This is a genomic window from Flavivirga spongiicola (assembly GCF_030540825.1).
GTDB lineage: Bacteria > Bacteroidota > Bacteroidia > Flavobacteriales > Flavobacteriaceae > Flavivirga > Flavivirga spongiicola.
In genome coordinates, this window is the sequence record NZ_JAUOEO010000002.1 from 486253 (window position 1) to 503160 (window position 16908).

The 16908-nt window shown below is 37.1% G+C and carries 12 protein-coding genes; 9 read left to right on the top strand and 3 right to left on the bottom strand.

All coding sequences use genetic code 11. The features are described from left to right. Positions 1-438 precede the first annotated feature (438 nt). From Q4Q47_RS21985 to Q4Q47_RS22010, 6 genes are read left to right on the top strand one after another with little or no spacing between them, the layout of a single operon-like run. A complete protein-coding gene (locus Q4Q47_RS21985) occupies positions 439-1455 on the top strand; it encodes an endonuclease/exonuclease/phosphatase family protein (protein WP_303308879.1) in 1017 nt (338 codons plus the stop codon). A gap of 22 nt (positions 1456-1477) precedes the next feature. Then, positions 1478-2359, top strand: a complete 882-nt coding sequence (locus Q4Q47_RS21990; protein ID WP_303308880.1) for a TIR domain-containing protein — start codon at positions 1478-1480, stop codon at positions 2357-2359. Between the two features lie 12 nt (positions 2360-2371). Further along, entirely contained in the window at positions 2372-3961 is a 1590-nt protein-coding gene (locus tag Q4Q47_RS21995) for a hypothetical protein (RefSeq protein ID WP_303308881.1), read from the top strand. Positions 3962-3973: 12 nt separating this feature from the next. Further along, positions 3974-5425: a GMC oxidoreductase gene (locus tag Q4Q47_RS22000; protein WP_303308882.1), complete on the top strand. Its 1452-nt coding sequence runs from the start codon at positions 3974-3976 to the stop codon at positions 5423-5425. A gap of 2 nt (positions 5426-5427) precedes the next feature. Further along, positions 5428-6270 (top strand): hypothetical protein, encoded by an 843-nt coding sequence (locus tag Q4Q47_RS22005; protein WP_303308883.1) that lies wholly within the window; start codon positions 5428-5430, stop codon positions 6268-6270. Further along, positions 6263-6724, top strand: coding sequence for a hypothetical protein (locus Q4Q47_RS22010; RefSeq protein WP_303308884.1), 462 nt, complete (start codon positions 6263-6265; stop codon positions 6722-6724). Before Q4Q47_RS22005 ends, Q4Q47_RS22010 begins: the two co-directional genes overlap by 8 nt. Positions 6725-6764: 40 nt before the next feature. Here Q4Q47_RS22010 and Q4Q47_RS22015 read toward each other — a convergent pair whose 3' ends face one another. From Q4Q47_RS22015 to Q4Q47_RS22025, 3 genes are all read right to left on the bottom strand, one after another. Beyond that, positions 6765-7472, bottom strand: coding sequence for a hypothetical protein (locus tag Q4Q47_RS22015; RefSeq protein ID WP_303308885.1), 708 nt, complete (start codon positions 7470-7472; stop codon positions 6765-6767). 159 nt (positions 7473-7631) lie between these two features. Next, positions 7632-9857, bottom strand: a complete 2226-nt coding sequence (locus tag Q4Q47_RS22020; protein ID WP_303308886.1) for an AAA family ATPase — start codon at positions 9855-9857, stop codon at positions 7632-7634. A 400-nt stretch (positions 9858-10257) separates the two neighbouring features. Beyond that, a complete protein-coding gene (locus tag Q4Q47_RS22025; protein WP_303308887.1) occupies positions 10258-11538 on the bottom strand; it encodes an MBL fold metallo-hydrolase in 1281 nt (426 codons plus the stop codon). A gap of 128 nt (positions 11539-11666) precedes the next feature. Here Q4Q47_RS22025 and Q4Q47_RS22030 point away from each other — a divergent pair, with 128 nt between their 5' ends. From Q4Q47_RS22030 to Q4Q47_RS22040, 3 genes are all read left to right on the top strand, one after another. Next, positions 11667-13379 carry a S1 family peptidase gene (locus Q4Q47_RS22030; RefSeq protein WP_303308888.1) on the top strand — a complete coding sequence of 571 codons (1713 nt, stop codon included), beginning with the start codon at positions 11667-11669 and terminating at the stop codon, positions 13377-13379. A gap of 13 nt (positions 13380-13392) precedes the next feature. Continuing rightward, positions 13393-14280 carry a hypothetical protein gene (locus tag Q4Q47_RS22035; RefSeq protein ID WP_303308889.1) on the top strand — a complete coding sequence of 296 codons (888 nt, stop codon included), beginning with the start codon at positions 13393-13395 and terminating at the stop codon, positions 14278-14280. A 190-nt stretch (positions 14281-14470) separates the two neighbouring features. Continuing rightward, the gene (locus Q4Q47_RS22040) at positions 14471-16546 is read left to right on the top strand and encodes a tetratricopeptide repeat protein (protein ID WP_303308890.1); all 2076 of its coding nucleotides are present in this window, start codon (positions 14471-14473) and stop codon (positions 16544-16546) included. Positions 16547-16908: the final 362 nt, after the last annotated feature.

A 16908-nucleotide genomic window follows, 5' to 3' on the forward strand; every position in this document is an offset into this window, starting at 1 on the left:
CTAAAGGTTAGCTTGTCTTTTTGAACAAATATAAAGAATTAGGGAAACTACTATCAGAGGCTTAGCAAGGTCTGGTTACTCGGTTGTTTTTATACATAATTGTTTAAAATTATGTGCCTTTATTCAGGACGGGCATATTAAAAAGGATAGTATATTAATAGAAAATATAAAGCCCAATTCTGGTATTTTAATAAATTAAAAAAAAATCGTACATTTATTTCTTCTCTCCAGAATTAATAGCAATTATTATTTGATCAGAATAATTTCCCCACATTATTCTTAATTGACCTTTACTACCGTTACATTTTAAATGTTGCGTTGTTGTACTTGATTTTATATCCGAACTTATCTTATTTTAAGGTAAAGCAGGTATACATGATGTGCTATTTAAGAACCTTTTAAAGTTAAAGTGATATAATTAATTATTAATAATCAACTATGAGTGACTTAAAAATTACCACGCTTAATTTATACAATCTTCAGATAGCTGGTGAACGACTGTATAGAAACAATGTGATGAGCCAGGCTGATTTCGACGGAAAAATCAAATGGACTTCAGAAATTCTCAAACAAATTGATTCTGACATTATCGGTTTTCAGGAATTATGGCATCCCGATGCCCTAACTGCTGCATTTAAAGCAGCAGGTTTAGAAAATGACTATCATTTTGCAACCCGATTAACTGCAGGGTCCATAAATGTGGCATTAGCAGTAAAAAAACCTTTAGAAATTTCAGATATAAAATGGGTAAAGAAGGTGCCAGAAGAATTAAAACTTATTAAAAGCAAGAGTAGTATGGCTAACGCTCCTGATTATGAAATATCTGTTGATATTGGTGAATTTTCAAGAGCCGTTCTGAATGCTACGGTCAAGGTAAGCGACGAAGTGAATATCGAAGTCTTTGTTGGGCACCTAAAATCACAGGTTCCTATGAGAATCGATGATGAAGATTATTTCAGTGATGCTATCAGACCTCATCAATCGGCTATAGGCTCAGCTTTGTCATCTATACGCCGTGTTTCAGAAGCTGCCGGACTCCGTATTTTGGCTAATCAGGTGATGAAAGGAACTGACACTCCAACTATTATTATGGGAGATCTCAATGAAGGACAAAATAGTGTCATGGCTGCTATTGTTTCTGGTGATCCAGGATATCGCTTAATCACTAATTCCCGATCGGGAAGTCGATCGGATGCAGGTTTGTATTCTGTAGCCACCTTACAGGAATTAAGAAGCTTAAGAGATGTTTACTATACATACATCCATGATGGATTTAGACAATCCCTAGACCATATTTTTGTTTCGGAGCAATTTTACGATCATTCGAGAAATAGACTTTGGTCCTTCAAGGAAACCCGAATAATTAATGACCATATTGATGATAGTGACAACAAGACTTTTGGCTCTGATCATGGCGTTGTTGTATCTAAATTTGATTGGAATCCAGCCGATTAGTATAATTTTTAAATCAATCCATATGACTAATAAAAAGGAATTTTTAAAGAATAGAAATCAGAACTTAAATGAACGTTCTAATATTTTAGATAGTGCTACAGTCTATCTTTCAGGTCCCATGGACTTTGTCGCGAGCAGAGAAGAAGAAAAAGAAAAAGGCTGGCGTACCAGAATCACCGACTTTTTAAACATCATGAAAACCACGGTCTATGACCCTTGGGAGAAACCTGAAGTATCAGGAATGAAGCATTACGGTAAAGAAGATGAATTTACAGTTGATGCTAGAGAACGGTGGACTTACGATAATGACGAAAATGGAGCTAAAATCAGAGCTGAATTATCAGAAGAATTCTGGCCTACATTACATATTGACCTGAGAATGACTGATTTGGCAGATTTCATTATAGCCTACTGTCCCACAAATGTTTACAGTGTAGGTACCGTTCACGAAATTGCCACCGCTAGATTACAACATAAACCAGTTTTACTGGTATCACCTCCTCTTAAATATGATGCTTTTGACGAACTAGAATCATACTTGAAAGACTTTCCTGATGACGGTAAAGCCAAAGAGCTATTTGATGCTTTTAAAAAAGAAGTACCTATAAGACCCAACCCTAATGCGATTCCAAGCCTGTGGTATATGGCATTGTTGGAACGGGAAGATTACTTTTTTGATGGTTTTGGTTGGGATTATATCCGGAATCATCCAGATTTTAAGGATAAAATCGATTGGCCATATTATGCCCCATTGGATGAGCGCGAAGCTGGTTCTGGCGTGCCAAAAAAACCTTTGCTTCCATATTTACACAAATTAAATTCTCAAATTCCGAAAAACTTTGATATGGATCGCGGTGAGAAGACTGAAAATGCCGATTGGTTAATATTTGTTGATGAATCTTAATAATTTTATATAATGAGCAATTGGAGTTTAAACAATTACGACCATTTAAAATACGGACCCCTATTAGGCATTAGTGATGAAGGCAGTGCCGCTTCAGAAATAATGATGGCCAGTAAAAAAGGCGCTAAAAAAACAGCTAACCAGCATTTTGAAGAACAGGAAAGCGGACTCATTTATGATGCCGAAAGAATGACAAGTGCTGGTGAAGTTCCTGTCGGACCAGAGGAATACGAACAAATTATCAATGGATCTCTTAACAGTTTACTATATTCAACGAATGTAGGTGTACGTGTTAACGCTAGACTTTATCAGCCATTACCAGAATTTTTTATTTCTGATGCCAGAGAAAACATGGATCTATTGGTTACAAAAATAAAAGAGGTTTTTGCTCCTTTTAATAACACGATTAATGGTATTCCCCGGCCGCTTTCAATTAGGCTGGTATTATCTCCAACTGATACAAAGCCATTTGATACTCTAAAAGGTCTCAAGAGCAGGATTGACGATTTGAGAACTCAAGGAGATTTGTCAACACCAGAGATTCATCGCGTTTCAATATTGACAATATTTAACAAGGAGATAACGCAACAAGACGATTTTGATTTTATTAAACAATGCATTGTCAAAGCAGCAGAATTAAAAATTCGAGTCATAGCTATTGACGGACATAAAGTTGAAGCAGCTCGTAAAAGGTTAAGCGTTCAGGGAATTTTAAACGTGTTAGGCTCAGGTCATGCTATTAAGCTTTTAAAATTTGCTCAGCAACATGGCGTATTGCTTAGATATCGCTATGCAGTAGATGTTCAATCGGCTGCCAGAACTATATGGACTGGTCTTTTTAGCGCGAAAACCAATGGTCTTGACGCGGCAAAATATGGATTGGTACCACTTCAATTTGAAGACCAACGCCATGTGATTGAAATCATACAGAAATGGATGAATGATTGGACTGCAGTTCCTGCTTTTTATGTGGATACTCCTATGCTTACTAATGATGATGTTTATTTATCTGACCGATGTCAGGATGCTTTGATTAAATGGTTAAACATGGTCAATGAAAAAGGAGTAAAAACAGTTTTAGTTGACTGCCCTGATCGTATAAACCCAAGAATAGACACACCTGGTAAGGAGACTGCCCGTCGCTTGATAAAACTCGATGAAAACGATGAGACAGATCGAGGTGTGCTTACCTATAGTCAGATAAAAGAAGTCGTGTCCCATAGCAAAAAGATTGGTGTGAACATTCTATGGTCTGGAGGTATTCGTCCGCAAAATGCATATGAACTTGGAAAAATGGAAGTGGCCGGAATATTTACAACCAGCAGCACCTCTATTCGAATTCCTGTAGGCAATGTATTAGCCAGCGATTGGCAAATGGCATCTGAGGTTGAGCCAACTTCAGAAGGCATACAAAAGGTCCATTCGTTATTACAGGCTGGTTTTTTAAGCTCTAAACTTAAAGATTCTAATAAAGACCTTGTTAAACAGCTTGATGATAAAGCACAGATCCTAATGAATACCGAACGCCCATTTGACCAGGAATTAGACGATTTAAAGTCAGTACTCGTTACTGGATGGCAATTATGCTGGAATCAATCTTAACACTATTATATTATGACCAAGTTAAATTCAAGTTTAGAAGAAGTATCCAGACATTCGGAGCAGCAACCTTTTGATTGTATTATTGTTGGAGGCGGCTCTGCTGGAATGACCATGGCACGCTCTATAAATGATACAAATCCCGATTTAAATATTCTTATTCTAGAAGCAGGAGCCGCGCCCTTCTTAACGCATATTTCAAATACCGAACTTCGATATGCCAGATCTCTGGCTAGTAATGTAAGAAATCAAACAGCCTATAATCAAAAACTTTCCGATGGTTCTAATTTCGGAACTTTTTATGGCTGTCTTGGAGGTAGAGGTCTTTTCTGGAATGGAGCTTCTCCACGATTTAGATCTCACGATCTCCAAAACTGGCCCGAGGAAATCGATTTGAATCCTCATTATGGTTGGGCAGAATCAGAATTTAGAGTTAACACTGGGCTTGGACAAACCGCTTTAGCAAACAACATAATAAGCAGAATCAATAGCGGAACGGATCTAAAGGCTGAAGCCGGTCCTTTTGCTGTGGATTATGACACGGATAAGGTAGGATCGTTAAGAGCTGGTATCGCATCTGGCTTTAGTTTGTTTTTTAGGGGATTAGCTCAGGATATCTTTGATGATAAAATTCAAATTTGTATCAATTCTTTTGTTCATGAACTCATCCACGATAATAATAAGGTTTCAGGAGTTTTGGTCTCTGAAACTGGACAAGGAGAGAAACTCCAAATCCATGGTCGTTCTGTTGTTCTTGCAGGCGGAGGTATTGAATCTATACTTTTAGCATTGAAATCCAACCTGCCAGATGATAGTGGTAGAATAGGATTTGGACTGCAAGAACATTTATTTTATGACTGCTGGTTCAATGGAACACATTTATATCAAAACAATCCTGATACAGCTATAGTTTATATCCCCTCCAGTTCATTAACTTCAGAGCAGTGGGAATTACATGCACCGGGTAGATCATTGTTCACATTAGATAATGGTGAAGACTGGGACCCCCAAAATACGGAGCCTTATCGAATCATGATCAGATCATTTTGTGGCACGGACAAGAATGCGAACAACCGGGTAGAGCTTGGAGACAGCTCAAAACTTGGAGGCTCTATTGTTTATTTCGATTACACCGACGATGATAATCGAAGAAAAGATCAAATGCTTAAAAATGCAAAGCAAATACAGCGTTCATTAAACCTTGAAGTAGTTGGTGATTTGGCTGTTGATTCTCCTGAACGTTTTCGACCACCGGGAAGTAGTTATCACGAAGCTGGAGGCTTAGACATGGGGAAGGACCCTAAAAATTCTGTCACCAATACAGATGGCGCATTTCATAAAATAGAAAACCTTATAAGTGCCGATGCGGCTTCTTTTCCGGAGATTGGAGCCACCAATCCACATTTAACCATCGTTGCAGTAGCTCGTCATAAGGGCATCCAACTAGCAAAAACCTTATCAAAATAATCATGAAGGAAAATAAAATTGTATTACAAACCCCATCAAATGCCGTTCGTGTATTTGCCGGATTTGCGGCACAACGATTATCTTTAAATTTAGAAGATTCCGAAGAGGAAATCCACAGGAAACGAGGTGAATTTTTTAGCGAATTAGGGGGGACATTCATGCCAGGAACCCCACTGATGCAAGCCAGATTAGGGCTTAGTGCCTATCTTCCTGCGGTCATTGACCCAGGTGTTGGTTCACACTTACCAGATGAAGTAGCTATTATTGTTTATGTTTCTCAGGAAATCTATAATAAGTTTAGAGGAACTTCCTTGTCACGTCGTATGTACACAAGATCACATCATGCTGCTTTTAATATGGGAGCTTCAAGTGCACAGTTCCCAGGAAATATTGATGAACCTTCAAACCGACCTACTAATGGTGTCACCTCCTGGGCCTGGTATCTCTTCGATAAAGATTTCGATTGGCAAGCTGGGCAAACCAGAGTTGTTATGTCTATTCCTGTTAAACGCAATGTGAACCTGATAAGTGAAACAGATCTTATAACATTTCATAAATCTAATGCCGACATGTTGCAATCTATGGGATGTGATCAACTGATAACCTTATATCACCCGGATTATATTGTAAACTGGATGTATACATCTGATGGTGTAGATGCCGATTTTGATACTTCAGTATTAACGCCCGCTAATTATAAGGTTTTTCGAGACCTGCCATGTGAAACAAAACATGTAGTAAGCGATGAAGATGAGGGGATCGAAATATCAGGGACTTCAGCCTTTAATTTTCGCTTTTCCAGATATTTAAAATTCTTTAATCACAAAAAAACAGACGATGGATGAAACCGAAAAACGAAGCCTTCTTAAAGATGAGTATTTTAATATTCAATCGAAAATTAGTGACTTCGATAGTAAAGCATTGACCATAAAGACCTGGAGTATCTCCTTTAGTTTGGCAGCCATGGTGGCAGCTTTTTCATATCGTGCTCCTTTGGCTCTTTTGCTAGGCAGTATTAGCGCCATTGTATTTTGGATTCTGGAAGCCTACTGGAAGACTTTTCAATATGCTTTCTACAAAAGGGGGTGGCAGATTGAAGATTTTTTTGAAGGTAAAAATGCTGATATTATCCCATTGCAAATAGGAAAAAGCTTTAGTAAAAATTTAAGCAGCAATTCGACTAGGCGTTTTTTTAGGGTACTATTCTGGAGACATGTTTTGCTTCCGCATATATTTATTTTTATTATTGGCCTTGTAATATATTTTATTAATCCAGAGTCGCTCACCACAGCACCCTAAACATATAATCCAACCGATTAATTCTGGTTGTTAATTGGTATTAGTCGACTTTCCATTTATTTTCAAAAGCCTCCCACGTCCCCTGTCCGTCGACTAAATTTTCATAAATAATACGGCACATACCGGGCGAAGCAATTGAGGTTTCATTACCCATACTTACAATTTCTGAAGCGAAAAGCTTTTCAGCATCACTACCCGGTGCTGCACTGGCAAAATTCTTAAAATACTGAAAGATTTTCTTTGCAGCCCATATACGTCCTGTATTAAGACTGTCTCTGCTGAGTCCTAATGTATCAATAGTTTCTTTACCTGTATCTGTCTTGTGTTTAATAAGACCAGACTCGGTAAATTCTAAATGCTCAGAAGGTGCCAAATTAGGATCAAAAGGATTCATTAATAAGGGGGTTTCCTGATCTCCTTGTTTCGGATTTTCACAAGGATATTCAGAAGCAGGATCAGGATGCACCGGTCGTTGCTCTTTTATTGGGAATAGTGTTCCTTTATAAGGACGATTACAGAGTGTACATGATAATAGATAATTATCCCAGTCGTAAGCAAGCCACCAGTAGCCATCTTCACACATCTTAGAGGTTTTTCTGCTTTTCGATACCAAATTATGTAGGTTTTCCTGTTCTTCTCCAACCGCTTCAAGTTGTTTGATTTCACTTTTGGGCCTGTAGTGCTCAACATCCCCATAGGAGGTAACCTGCAGCTCGCAGTAACCACACCTGTGTCTCTGAGCTTCCATAAAATGGCTTTTATATTTTCCCCAAAAGGCCGGATTAAACTCCGGCTTTTTATTAGAGTTAATAGCATCTTGAATTTTTTTGAGTTCGGCAGCCGCTTCGGCGTCGAATTCAGCAGCCTTGTCGTTTTTGTTAGGTCGATTTAATTTCAACATACTTTATCAAGCTTTATCGAATGTATCCTTGAGTTTTGCTTTTAGCTTTTCTTTTAGTTCATCCATTTCCATAGCTTCTGTTCCTTGATCCAGCACTTCGCCCAAAACTTCTCTAAACTGACCAAAAAGTGAACCGTCCGGCTGGTATTTTAAACGTTTTTCAAGTGTGTTTTCAATATGTTTTATGGCTTCAGCATTTTCAGTTTTACCGGCCAGTACCAGATTTCTATGATCCTGCATCAGTTTGCTCGTTCCCGGATCCAGGGTGCCATCCATAGCAAACCACATCCCTGTATATAGTCGTTCTACTGGGGTTCCCGGTGGAATATCTACCTGATCAAATTTTATATCGTTTGTTTCCAGATTTCGAGACATGATATGTATTTCGCCTTTGCGTGCCGGCCTCAAGCACAAGGGGTCATGCGTTGTCACAATAAAAGTAGTTCTTGGAAATATTCTTCGAAGCAGCGACACGATTTTTATTTTCCAGCTGGGATGTAAATGAACTCCAATCTCATCAATAAGCACGATACCTTCAGCATCTTCAATAGAATCCCATTTCTCAAATAATGTAATCATGATATCCAGTGAATAGGCAATGACAGATTGATAGCCATCACATAATTCTCGAATTAAATAATTGCCGTCTGGAAGCTTAACCTTTACCACACCATTTCTTCTATAAATATCAGCTTCTTGCCTTTCCGCAGGATCGAAATCAAGGAGCTTAAAAAGTGCTGTTTTAATCTGTTTAAATCGTTCTGAAGAAACGTCTTTGACACTTCCTAACCAACTCTCAACATCGCGTAACTGGTTTTGAGGATCGAAAAGATTCTTCACATTGGTAGGAGCATAACTAAATTCTTTATAATTATCTGAGTGTTTTATGGGCAAGATACGTGTTGAACCATAAGCAAGTAACATGATGACATCTTTTGGAATATTTGATGTAAAGTGCTTATCTCTTTTATTAAAATGTAATTCAAAAGGTTTGTTGAAATTAGTCATCCATACTTTTACATGGCCCGAACTCACACCAGTAGCACGTCTCACACATTTACGGGCATCAAAAACATCCTCAAGGTTATTTAAATTTTCCTGACCAATCAAAGCCAGCGAAATGGCCTGCAATACAGAACTTTTGCCAGTTGAGTTCCTCCCTATTAATAGCATCCATGATTCACCGGCACCTGAAATCTCGGGCTGAGGAAATTTAAAATGTAAGGACTTGATGCCTTTAAAATTAATTATTTCCACACGCTCGATTAGCTTAGCTCCCGTATAATAAGAGCGTTTATCTTCAGCCAGTTGAGATTTAATATCATAGCTAAACTGCTGCTCGAAATTATATTTCTTTTTGGTTTGTCTTGAACTTCGTTTTTTGGGGATTTTAAATGCTTTGAAGTCCAGATTCTCATTTAACAATGGTAAATCTCCCTGTAATTCTGTCTGGATCTTATTAATTAAATCGGGGAAATGTTTTATTAAACCACTGACTTTTGTACTGAGCCATTGTGAAGTGAATTGGCGTCTAACTGCCAAATGGTTCTTGTCGGCATTTAAACTATCCAGCAGTTGGATGAGAACGGATTCTTGATCAGCACCTTTTGATTTATTAATAAGCTTGAAAATTATTTTTAATTGATCAGAAACCTCTTTTCTTGAATATATAAGGTTCTCTCTATTGAGACCTAAAACCTCAATACTAATACGTCCTTTTTCTGTAAGTGGAACGACCTGACCATTATCTAAAAATTCAAAATGAATCTCATTCCAATCTTTCGGGTCACAAGGATCTAATAATAAAGCCTGTTCGTCATAAATATTTTTGTTCGGGTATTCCAGGCGATGCCCCTTCACGGGGAAGCGTACATTTTTGTACCTATTGCACTGCTGACAACTGTTATAAAGATTATGCCATTCCAAAGCCAGCCAATAATACCCGATTACCGCTTTTCCACTGGTATTAATAGCTCTTGATTTTGGTCTGAATGCATCAATATCAGATGAGGCACCAACTATGGATGTTTCACAATAGGCACATTTATTCCGAAAGAGTTTACGCAGATCTGCTTTACAATGGCTTAAAGTGCTATAATATATTCTTCCAAACTCGATGCGCTCATTATTGAGTACCTGTTGATGTACACGTATGGTTTCTTCAAGAATATTTTCGGCTCTTTCAATTAGTGCCTTTGGGGACTTAACATCACTTCGTTGTAAATATATCATGAACTTTGTGTTAATTTTAAACCTTACTATTTAGGTAATCTCATTATTCTAATATTAAATATTTTGGCCTACTGATTAAATGAAAATCATTTTAATAGCACGTCAAAAAACAAGAACAAAAATCCCTACATAGTTCTTTTAAATCTTATACTCAAATGGTATTATAGTAAAGGAGAATATACTACAAGTTTAAAGATAGTAAAAATCTGTCAAATAATGATACCATTTACACTTTGAATTTCCCCAATAAAATGCGCCCTTTTGTGCTATATTTCGTTATAAAAATAAACCAGAACTATAGCTATGCTTGATTTTTACGCCTCATCTATCACAAAAAATTCATCATTTTATTTTTGAGTAAATTCAAAGTATAACTGGTATTATACAGAACCACTAAGGATTAAAATTCAAGATTGAGCTTTATATAACCATCATGGCCATTCCCAAATTGATCTACATCCGGCCAAATAGTCTGATACTTGTATTTGTTTTTTAGTTGTAGATTGTCTAGATCTGTAAACCTCTCAAACTGTCTATAATTAAAGACTAGTGTCTTTAATTTTTCGGTTCCATGACTTTTTACAATTTGAGCCAGTGTGTCCATGTCCGGATGACTATAATGCCCGGATCCATTAGTGGAAAATAGATAATATTCAGATAAAATATTAGCAATTAATTCAGGATTATTGTTCTTATTAGCCCCATGGTGTGGTACTTTGAAAACATCGAGCTTAACCGGTAATTCAAGATCAGCTCTTTGAGCTACCAATTTTTGCAATTGCCCCAACAACTGACTTGGGATACTATCTCCCGGGAACAGTAGTTTTTTACTAATGTCAGTTCCATTATCATATTCCAACATAAAAATAATGGAAGCTCCATTAGTTGGGGATTTGTCTTCTGGATGGGACCAAAGGTCCTTGTAATTAGCTGTGACCCAGTCATGATCAACAGCTACAGGTGATGAAGGATCCGGTTGTTCCAGTTGTTCCAGGTCCGACTGTCGCATTTCTTCCATCATAAGTTCGAAAGCATCATCAAAAAAAGCATCTTCATTTAGCTTTCCTTGAAAAATGGTCTTAAGATATTTATACCAATGATTTGACATGTTATCAAGTGCTTCCTGAGTAGGCCCTAATACAGTGATCGATAAACCATCGTTTAGCTGAATCACTTTTGGTGAATCTGCCATGGCAGTGGAACCCATAAAAGCCCCGTTCCAAGTATAGCCATGCTTCAATATTAGGCTTCCCAAACTTGTGCCTTGAGAATAACTCACCAAGCTGTTTGGATCATCGGCGTTATTACTTTCCAACCCCGAAGGGATCTCAAAGAAATCCGTTTCATCTGCATGACTGCCAGATTCTTTGTTTTGAAAATGTAAATGTCTGTAGCTATTGAACCAAATATCATCAATACTGATGATATTTGGTTCCTGAGCCGAACCGTTTTCCTTTAAAAATGCAATAGCCCCGGAAATATGATCTGCATCGATATGAGTCACGATTAATATGGAAATTCGTTTGCCTTCATCTTTTAAAGCTTGTAACCTGGGTTTTAAATGCTCCTTATAAGTGGAAATATAACCACAATCAATAAGTATAATTTGTTGACCAACCTCAATTAAAATGGCATCACCATTAGCCGCAGGAAATAACTCTATTGATAATTTGATTGACATAGATGGCCTTATTTAAATAATACAGAAAAAACAGGATTCAATAATGTATAAATATACTCTAAATTTTTGTCAGTCTATTTGTACGTAAGCTGATTTATTCGTATATTTTCGATGCAAATTCAGGTATAATGGCAGACTCCTTCAGCAATCTAGTTCAGTCGCGAACTGTAAAGATCAAAGCTGGATCAAATATCGGAACTGGTGTACTAATTGCATCGGGTTGGATACTCACGTGTGCGCATGTGGTCAGAGCTACTTATGACAGCAATAAAAGCATTAGTGTAATCTTTCCGGGTGCTAGTGAAGATAAAGAAAATGTAACTTTTAGTACTGATGAAATTTATATTTCTAAACTTTATCTGGAACCTGAAAATTCCGTTCTTGGAAGTTCATCAGAAGCTCAACTGAGATCAAAGGAATACCCGGATATTGCCGCTTTGAAATTGGATCATACTGAACATCCAAGTATCCAATTGGAGCCGTATTTAGCACCGATGACCCATTTGGAGGATAAACAGTTTTCAGCCTTTGGTTTTCATAAAAAAGATGCAGATCTTAAACGACAAATATCAGAAGAGATTCTTTTAATTTATGGAGGTGAACAAGTTGATGGTATCACCCGAAAATTGATTTTTAAGGGCGGTCCGATTCGTCACGGAATGAGTGGTGCAGGTTTGATTGAACGACAAAGCGGGCAATTAATTGGTCTGGTCCAAATGACTCAAAACCCTAATGATGATCATGGCGCCTATATTATACCAACTGAGATTATTTGGCGGGTCTTCAAAAAATGGAGCGATGATGGTCTTAATGACCTTTTTCTATTGCTTAACAGCAAACATCACAAGACAAAAATTAAACGTCAATATAAAAAAGAATATCCCAGATATCCTTTCCTTAGAAAGTACGGCAAGCGGGTAGCCTTACTTGCCATACTTATGCTTTTGATCATTTGGTGGGTCTTTTATCATTATGGTCTATTATGGAAATCTGGCGTTTTTGCTGTAACCATGCTCGTATATGGTATGGTGAATTCCTTACTGGTTAACTGGCTGGGCAGGCATATAAGTGAGGAGACCGGAGACCTTAAGACTAAAGCTGGACGGTTCTTTTTATGTACCCCGGTGCTAAGTATTTTGACTATTCTCACAATCCTTGTGTGGACTTGCTATGCTTCCGTATGGATCTATGGAAAACCAGGGTCAGAAGCTATTATTGTTAGAGTGATTCATAATAATAATTATACAGACACCTTACGAAAAGAGCTCGATAACGAAGGACGGACGCGATTCACATTACCCACTAATCTAAGTGGGAACCGAATAAAGCTAATGGTAGAAGGGCATGAGGTTATCTATGACAGCGTAAAACCATTTAGCTCCTTAAAAAAAGAATATTTCTATCCTTCAGACTTTAGTATGGAGCCTATTGCACTTATTAGATTCGATTTCGAATATGCTAAAATAAGCCATAGGTATCTCATAAATATTGAGATTATTAACGCGCCTGATAAAACCCAGAACAGACAGACGGTTTTCAATAATATTGTTTTAGATAGCACGGTTGGAAGCCTGACTATTGGTAAGAGAAATTTTATTTTTAAAGAGAAACATCTGGACTTATGGCGTACTAAATATAGGGCAGAATTTCCAGATGGTACCTATGATGAAAAATGGTCAGATTACTGGAATCAAACTAAGCAACTAGAGTATGCTGAACTTAATCTGGGAGATACGATCAAGGTAAACGTAGTCAAGGCATCCAATAATAAAAACGAAAAATTTAAAGGTTCCATAATAATAAACAAAGACAATAACGATTTACGCATTAATATGGAATAAAAGGCTATAAAATATGAAAACGATAACTATATGCATCATTAGCATTTTGATGCTTTGTATACTTCATGGGCATGCGCAAAAACCGAATGTACAGGTCAATTTTCAATTTGAAGAAGACGGCCTGTTTTTTGATTTCTTTGAGGATGATATCGATTTACTTCAGACCGAGATACGCTCTATTTTAATCAATCATCTAAATAAATATATTGGATTTATTGATTTTGGTACAGAGTCTAGCGATTATCAATTCGATATCAGATTCCAGACCATTCAAAAATTGGCTACTGATGAAGGAAAGGACCACATATTGACATTTACACTGAACACACCTGATAATATTAAGACTTCTGAACCATGGGTGTTTATGGATCGGGAGGAATTTAATGTATTTAGGTCTGCTTCAGCCGAGGATATTATTGACAAATTTGAGGAAGATTGGGATAAGTTTTTGCCAAGCTCATTTCAGCATAAGTTTGTTACCGACTTGTTTAATGAAGTCCCTATAACACTAACAGATTGCGCGCATGTATTCCATAGGGAGGCTGATGAACTCAGGGATCTTATTGTCCCTTTTCAATCAAAAGATTTAAAATTGCGAACAGATGGCACTCAGTTTTCGGTGAAACTTGAAGGCCGTTTAAGTTCAGGGTTGCCACGAAATTATTCTGCAGAAAATGTACATTGTACTGGTCTTGTCGATCGTCCAACTTGGGAAGTTCTTAGAAACGAGAACCCTAATTGTGAGCTGTTGGATTTTTTTATGATCGACATTACAAATTCAAAATACACTGAGTTTGTTAAAGGTGAAATCTATGTTTTGACTTATGACAGAGATCCTAACGTTGAGACGGAAGAATCTACCACTGCGGATCTATTAAATGAAATTAATAATGATGATTAATATGAGAATGCTATCTACTATATGTTTGCTTGTATGTATGTTATTCTGTACGTTCTGCTTTGCGCAAGATGGTTCTGGCCAGGTTGAATACAGCAGTAGTATAAACTTTGTAAAAGACATTAATTTAAAAATTGAGGATCTAAATGCTAAAGATAAAATTACAAAAGCTTCAATTTTCATTGATAGCAGCTTGCGTAAATGCCAAAGTTTTAATGATCCAGAGAAATGTCGTGCTGGTCTGAATTTTGCTAAAGCCTATCTCTATCAGCGAACTGCACGAAAGGAAGAAGACATAACACGTATTAATTACCGAGACACTGCGGCTTTTTACTATAAGAAAGTCCTTGAAATATATCCCAACAGTAAGTCCGCTTTAACCAATTTAGAAAAACTTGATGCTGAACGCGGAGCTCTGTCATCTACAGTTGAGAGGTTAGAGGATTTAGCGAATACCTACCCATCAAAACGGACCGATTACCTGATTAAAATAGGGGATCTTTACAAGAAGAATAAAAATTTATCTAAATCCTGCCAATACTATAGCAGGGCTTATTCTGAAGATCCATTTTCAAAAAAGGCATGTGGTGCCTTAGTCGATCTATATGTACGAAAAGATTTTATCTGTGATAGTGGAAACTCCATCCGGAAATTTGCTTTTAACTGCCAAGAGATTGATGCTCCTAATTACGCCGAAAAGCTACTCAGAAAAGAATTATCTCTGGCTTTAAAAGAGAAAGCTTATCGAAAAGCTAATGAATCCCTTATCCTTTGGGCGAATGTATTGGCGAACAACGGTTGGATGGATCCAGCGCAGGTTGATAGATTTCGTCTTGCCCTGTTTCCTAAAGGCAGTAGAAGTGAGCCTATGGCGAAAAGAATTGAAGAAGCTATGAAAGAACTCAAAACAATTTTTGAAGCCGAACGCCCTAGAAGCATAGCCCAACCAAAGTTTTGGATTAATAAACGACCTTCTTTAATTGTTTCCAATGAAGAAATTGAAATTGGTCCCTTATACGTATTATTAAGATTGTATAAGAAAAAAGGAGAAACCGCGTATTTTAAGAGTGATTTTAAGACCTCTGAGGCTCATTGGAACAGAGCCTTGAGCCTTAGTAAAAACTATGACCGTGCTTTCTTTACTGAAGTCGCATCGGATCTGGCTGAAATGTATGACCTCTACCCAAAAATGGACCCAGACAAGGCGAAACTTAATAAATTGATCGTATTCCTGTTCGAAGGCAAAGGTCAATCCTATGGAAGAAAATCTTTGGGTAATGAATACTCCGAAAAGGACTTGCGAATGATTAGAAGGTATCATATCACTCTTGGAACGATCTTCTATAAAGACAAGAGTAAATGGGATGGACGTGGTGCCAGAAATGCACGCTTTCAGCTTGAGCACGTTTTTAACCCTATGATGGGTAGAGTGGACCATCATTTCGATCCTAGGTTTGGAGAAACAGTCAAGCCGAAATTAAGAACTATGCTGGCCACCATATATGAGAAATCAGAGAGAGATAATGATGCTATAAACACTTATTTTAAGGCTATTCAGGATTACCTCGGTTTAGATCAAATGACTAGTGCAGCAGACCTGTACAAGAAACTAAAAGAAAGACTCGTTTCTAAAATGACAGCTAAGCAACGTAAGTCATTTAATCATTACGGAGAATTGATAGAGTTAAGGAATAGAATGAGGGACAAGCAACACCCTCTGATAACCGATCAAATTGATATTTCTAAATTCATTGATGATTTTTCAGATGTTCAAAATTTGATGTACAAACACATACCTAAAGAGGTTGTCCAAGTACAATTCTTTAAAGCATATAGTGATCTCGCATCAAATGTAGATGACAGCAAAAAACTTGAAAAGCAAATTCTTAGTGTTAATGCTTTGACTAATATACAAACCCTCAACTATTTGCCATCACCCATGGATTTTAATAAAATTTCAAAAATAAAACGCACTTTGGAAGAAAGCATAGAGCAGCCTGACAGACTTGGAAATACTAAAATGTATAATAAAACAAATACGACTTATGAATTAACGACCAAGCAATCTGGCGCAAAAAGTTACACGACTTCATCGTTGAATAAGGTTATAAATATCCCTGAGAAATTATTTCAGATTAATAATACCTTGCAAAAACACTATGATGAGGTAACACCAGCAAACAAAGAAATTGCTCGGTTTGAAACCAAAAATGGTGAGTTTAAATTAAAAGAACTAAAAGCAGTCACTATGCAAGACAAAAAACAATAAAAAATATTCTGCCAAGGTCAGGAATGAATCACAGAAAATCTAACTCCAAAGTTTTTAATCGAAAAGAATTCCTCGACGCTCTGCGTCGGGGTTTCCGTTGAACCTGCCTGCCGGCAGGCAGGATTGTCATTCCCGTGAAATCGCAAGATTCATGAATTCATTATTATATAATGTTAAGACAATGAATAAAATGGGAATCTAAATACAGAATTTTGAATTTTGACTCAAAAGTCAAAATGAAACGAGCGAAATACTTCTATGGCTCTGCCTCGGGGATAGTTCGTTTTAAAAAATTCTTTATTAATTAAGATTACCTTACAAAAATCATAATATCCCATTATTGTCTAAGGTATTTTTGCAGA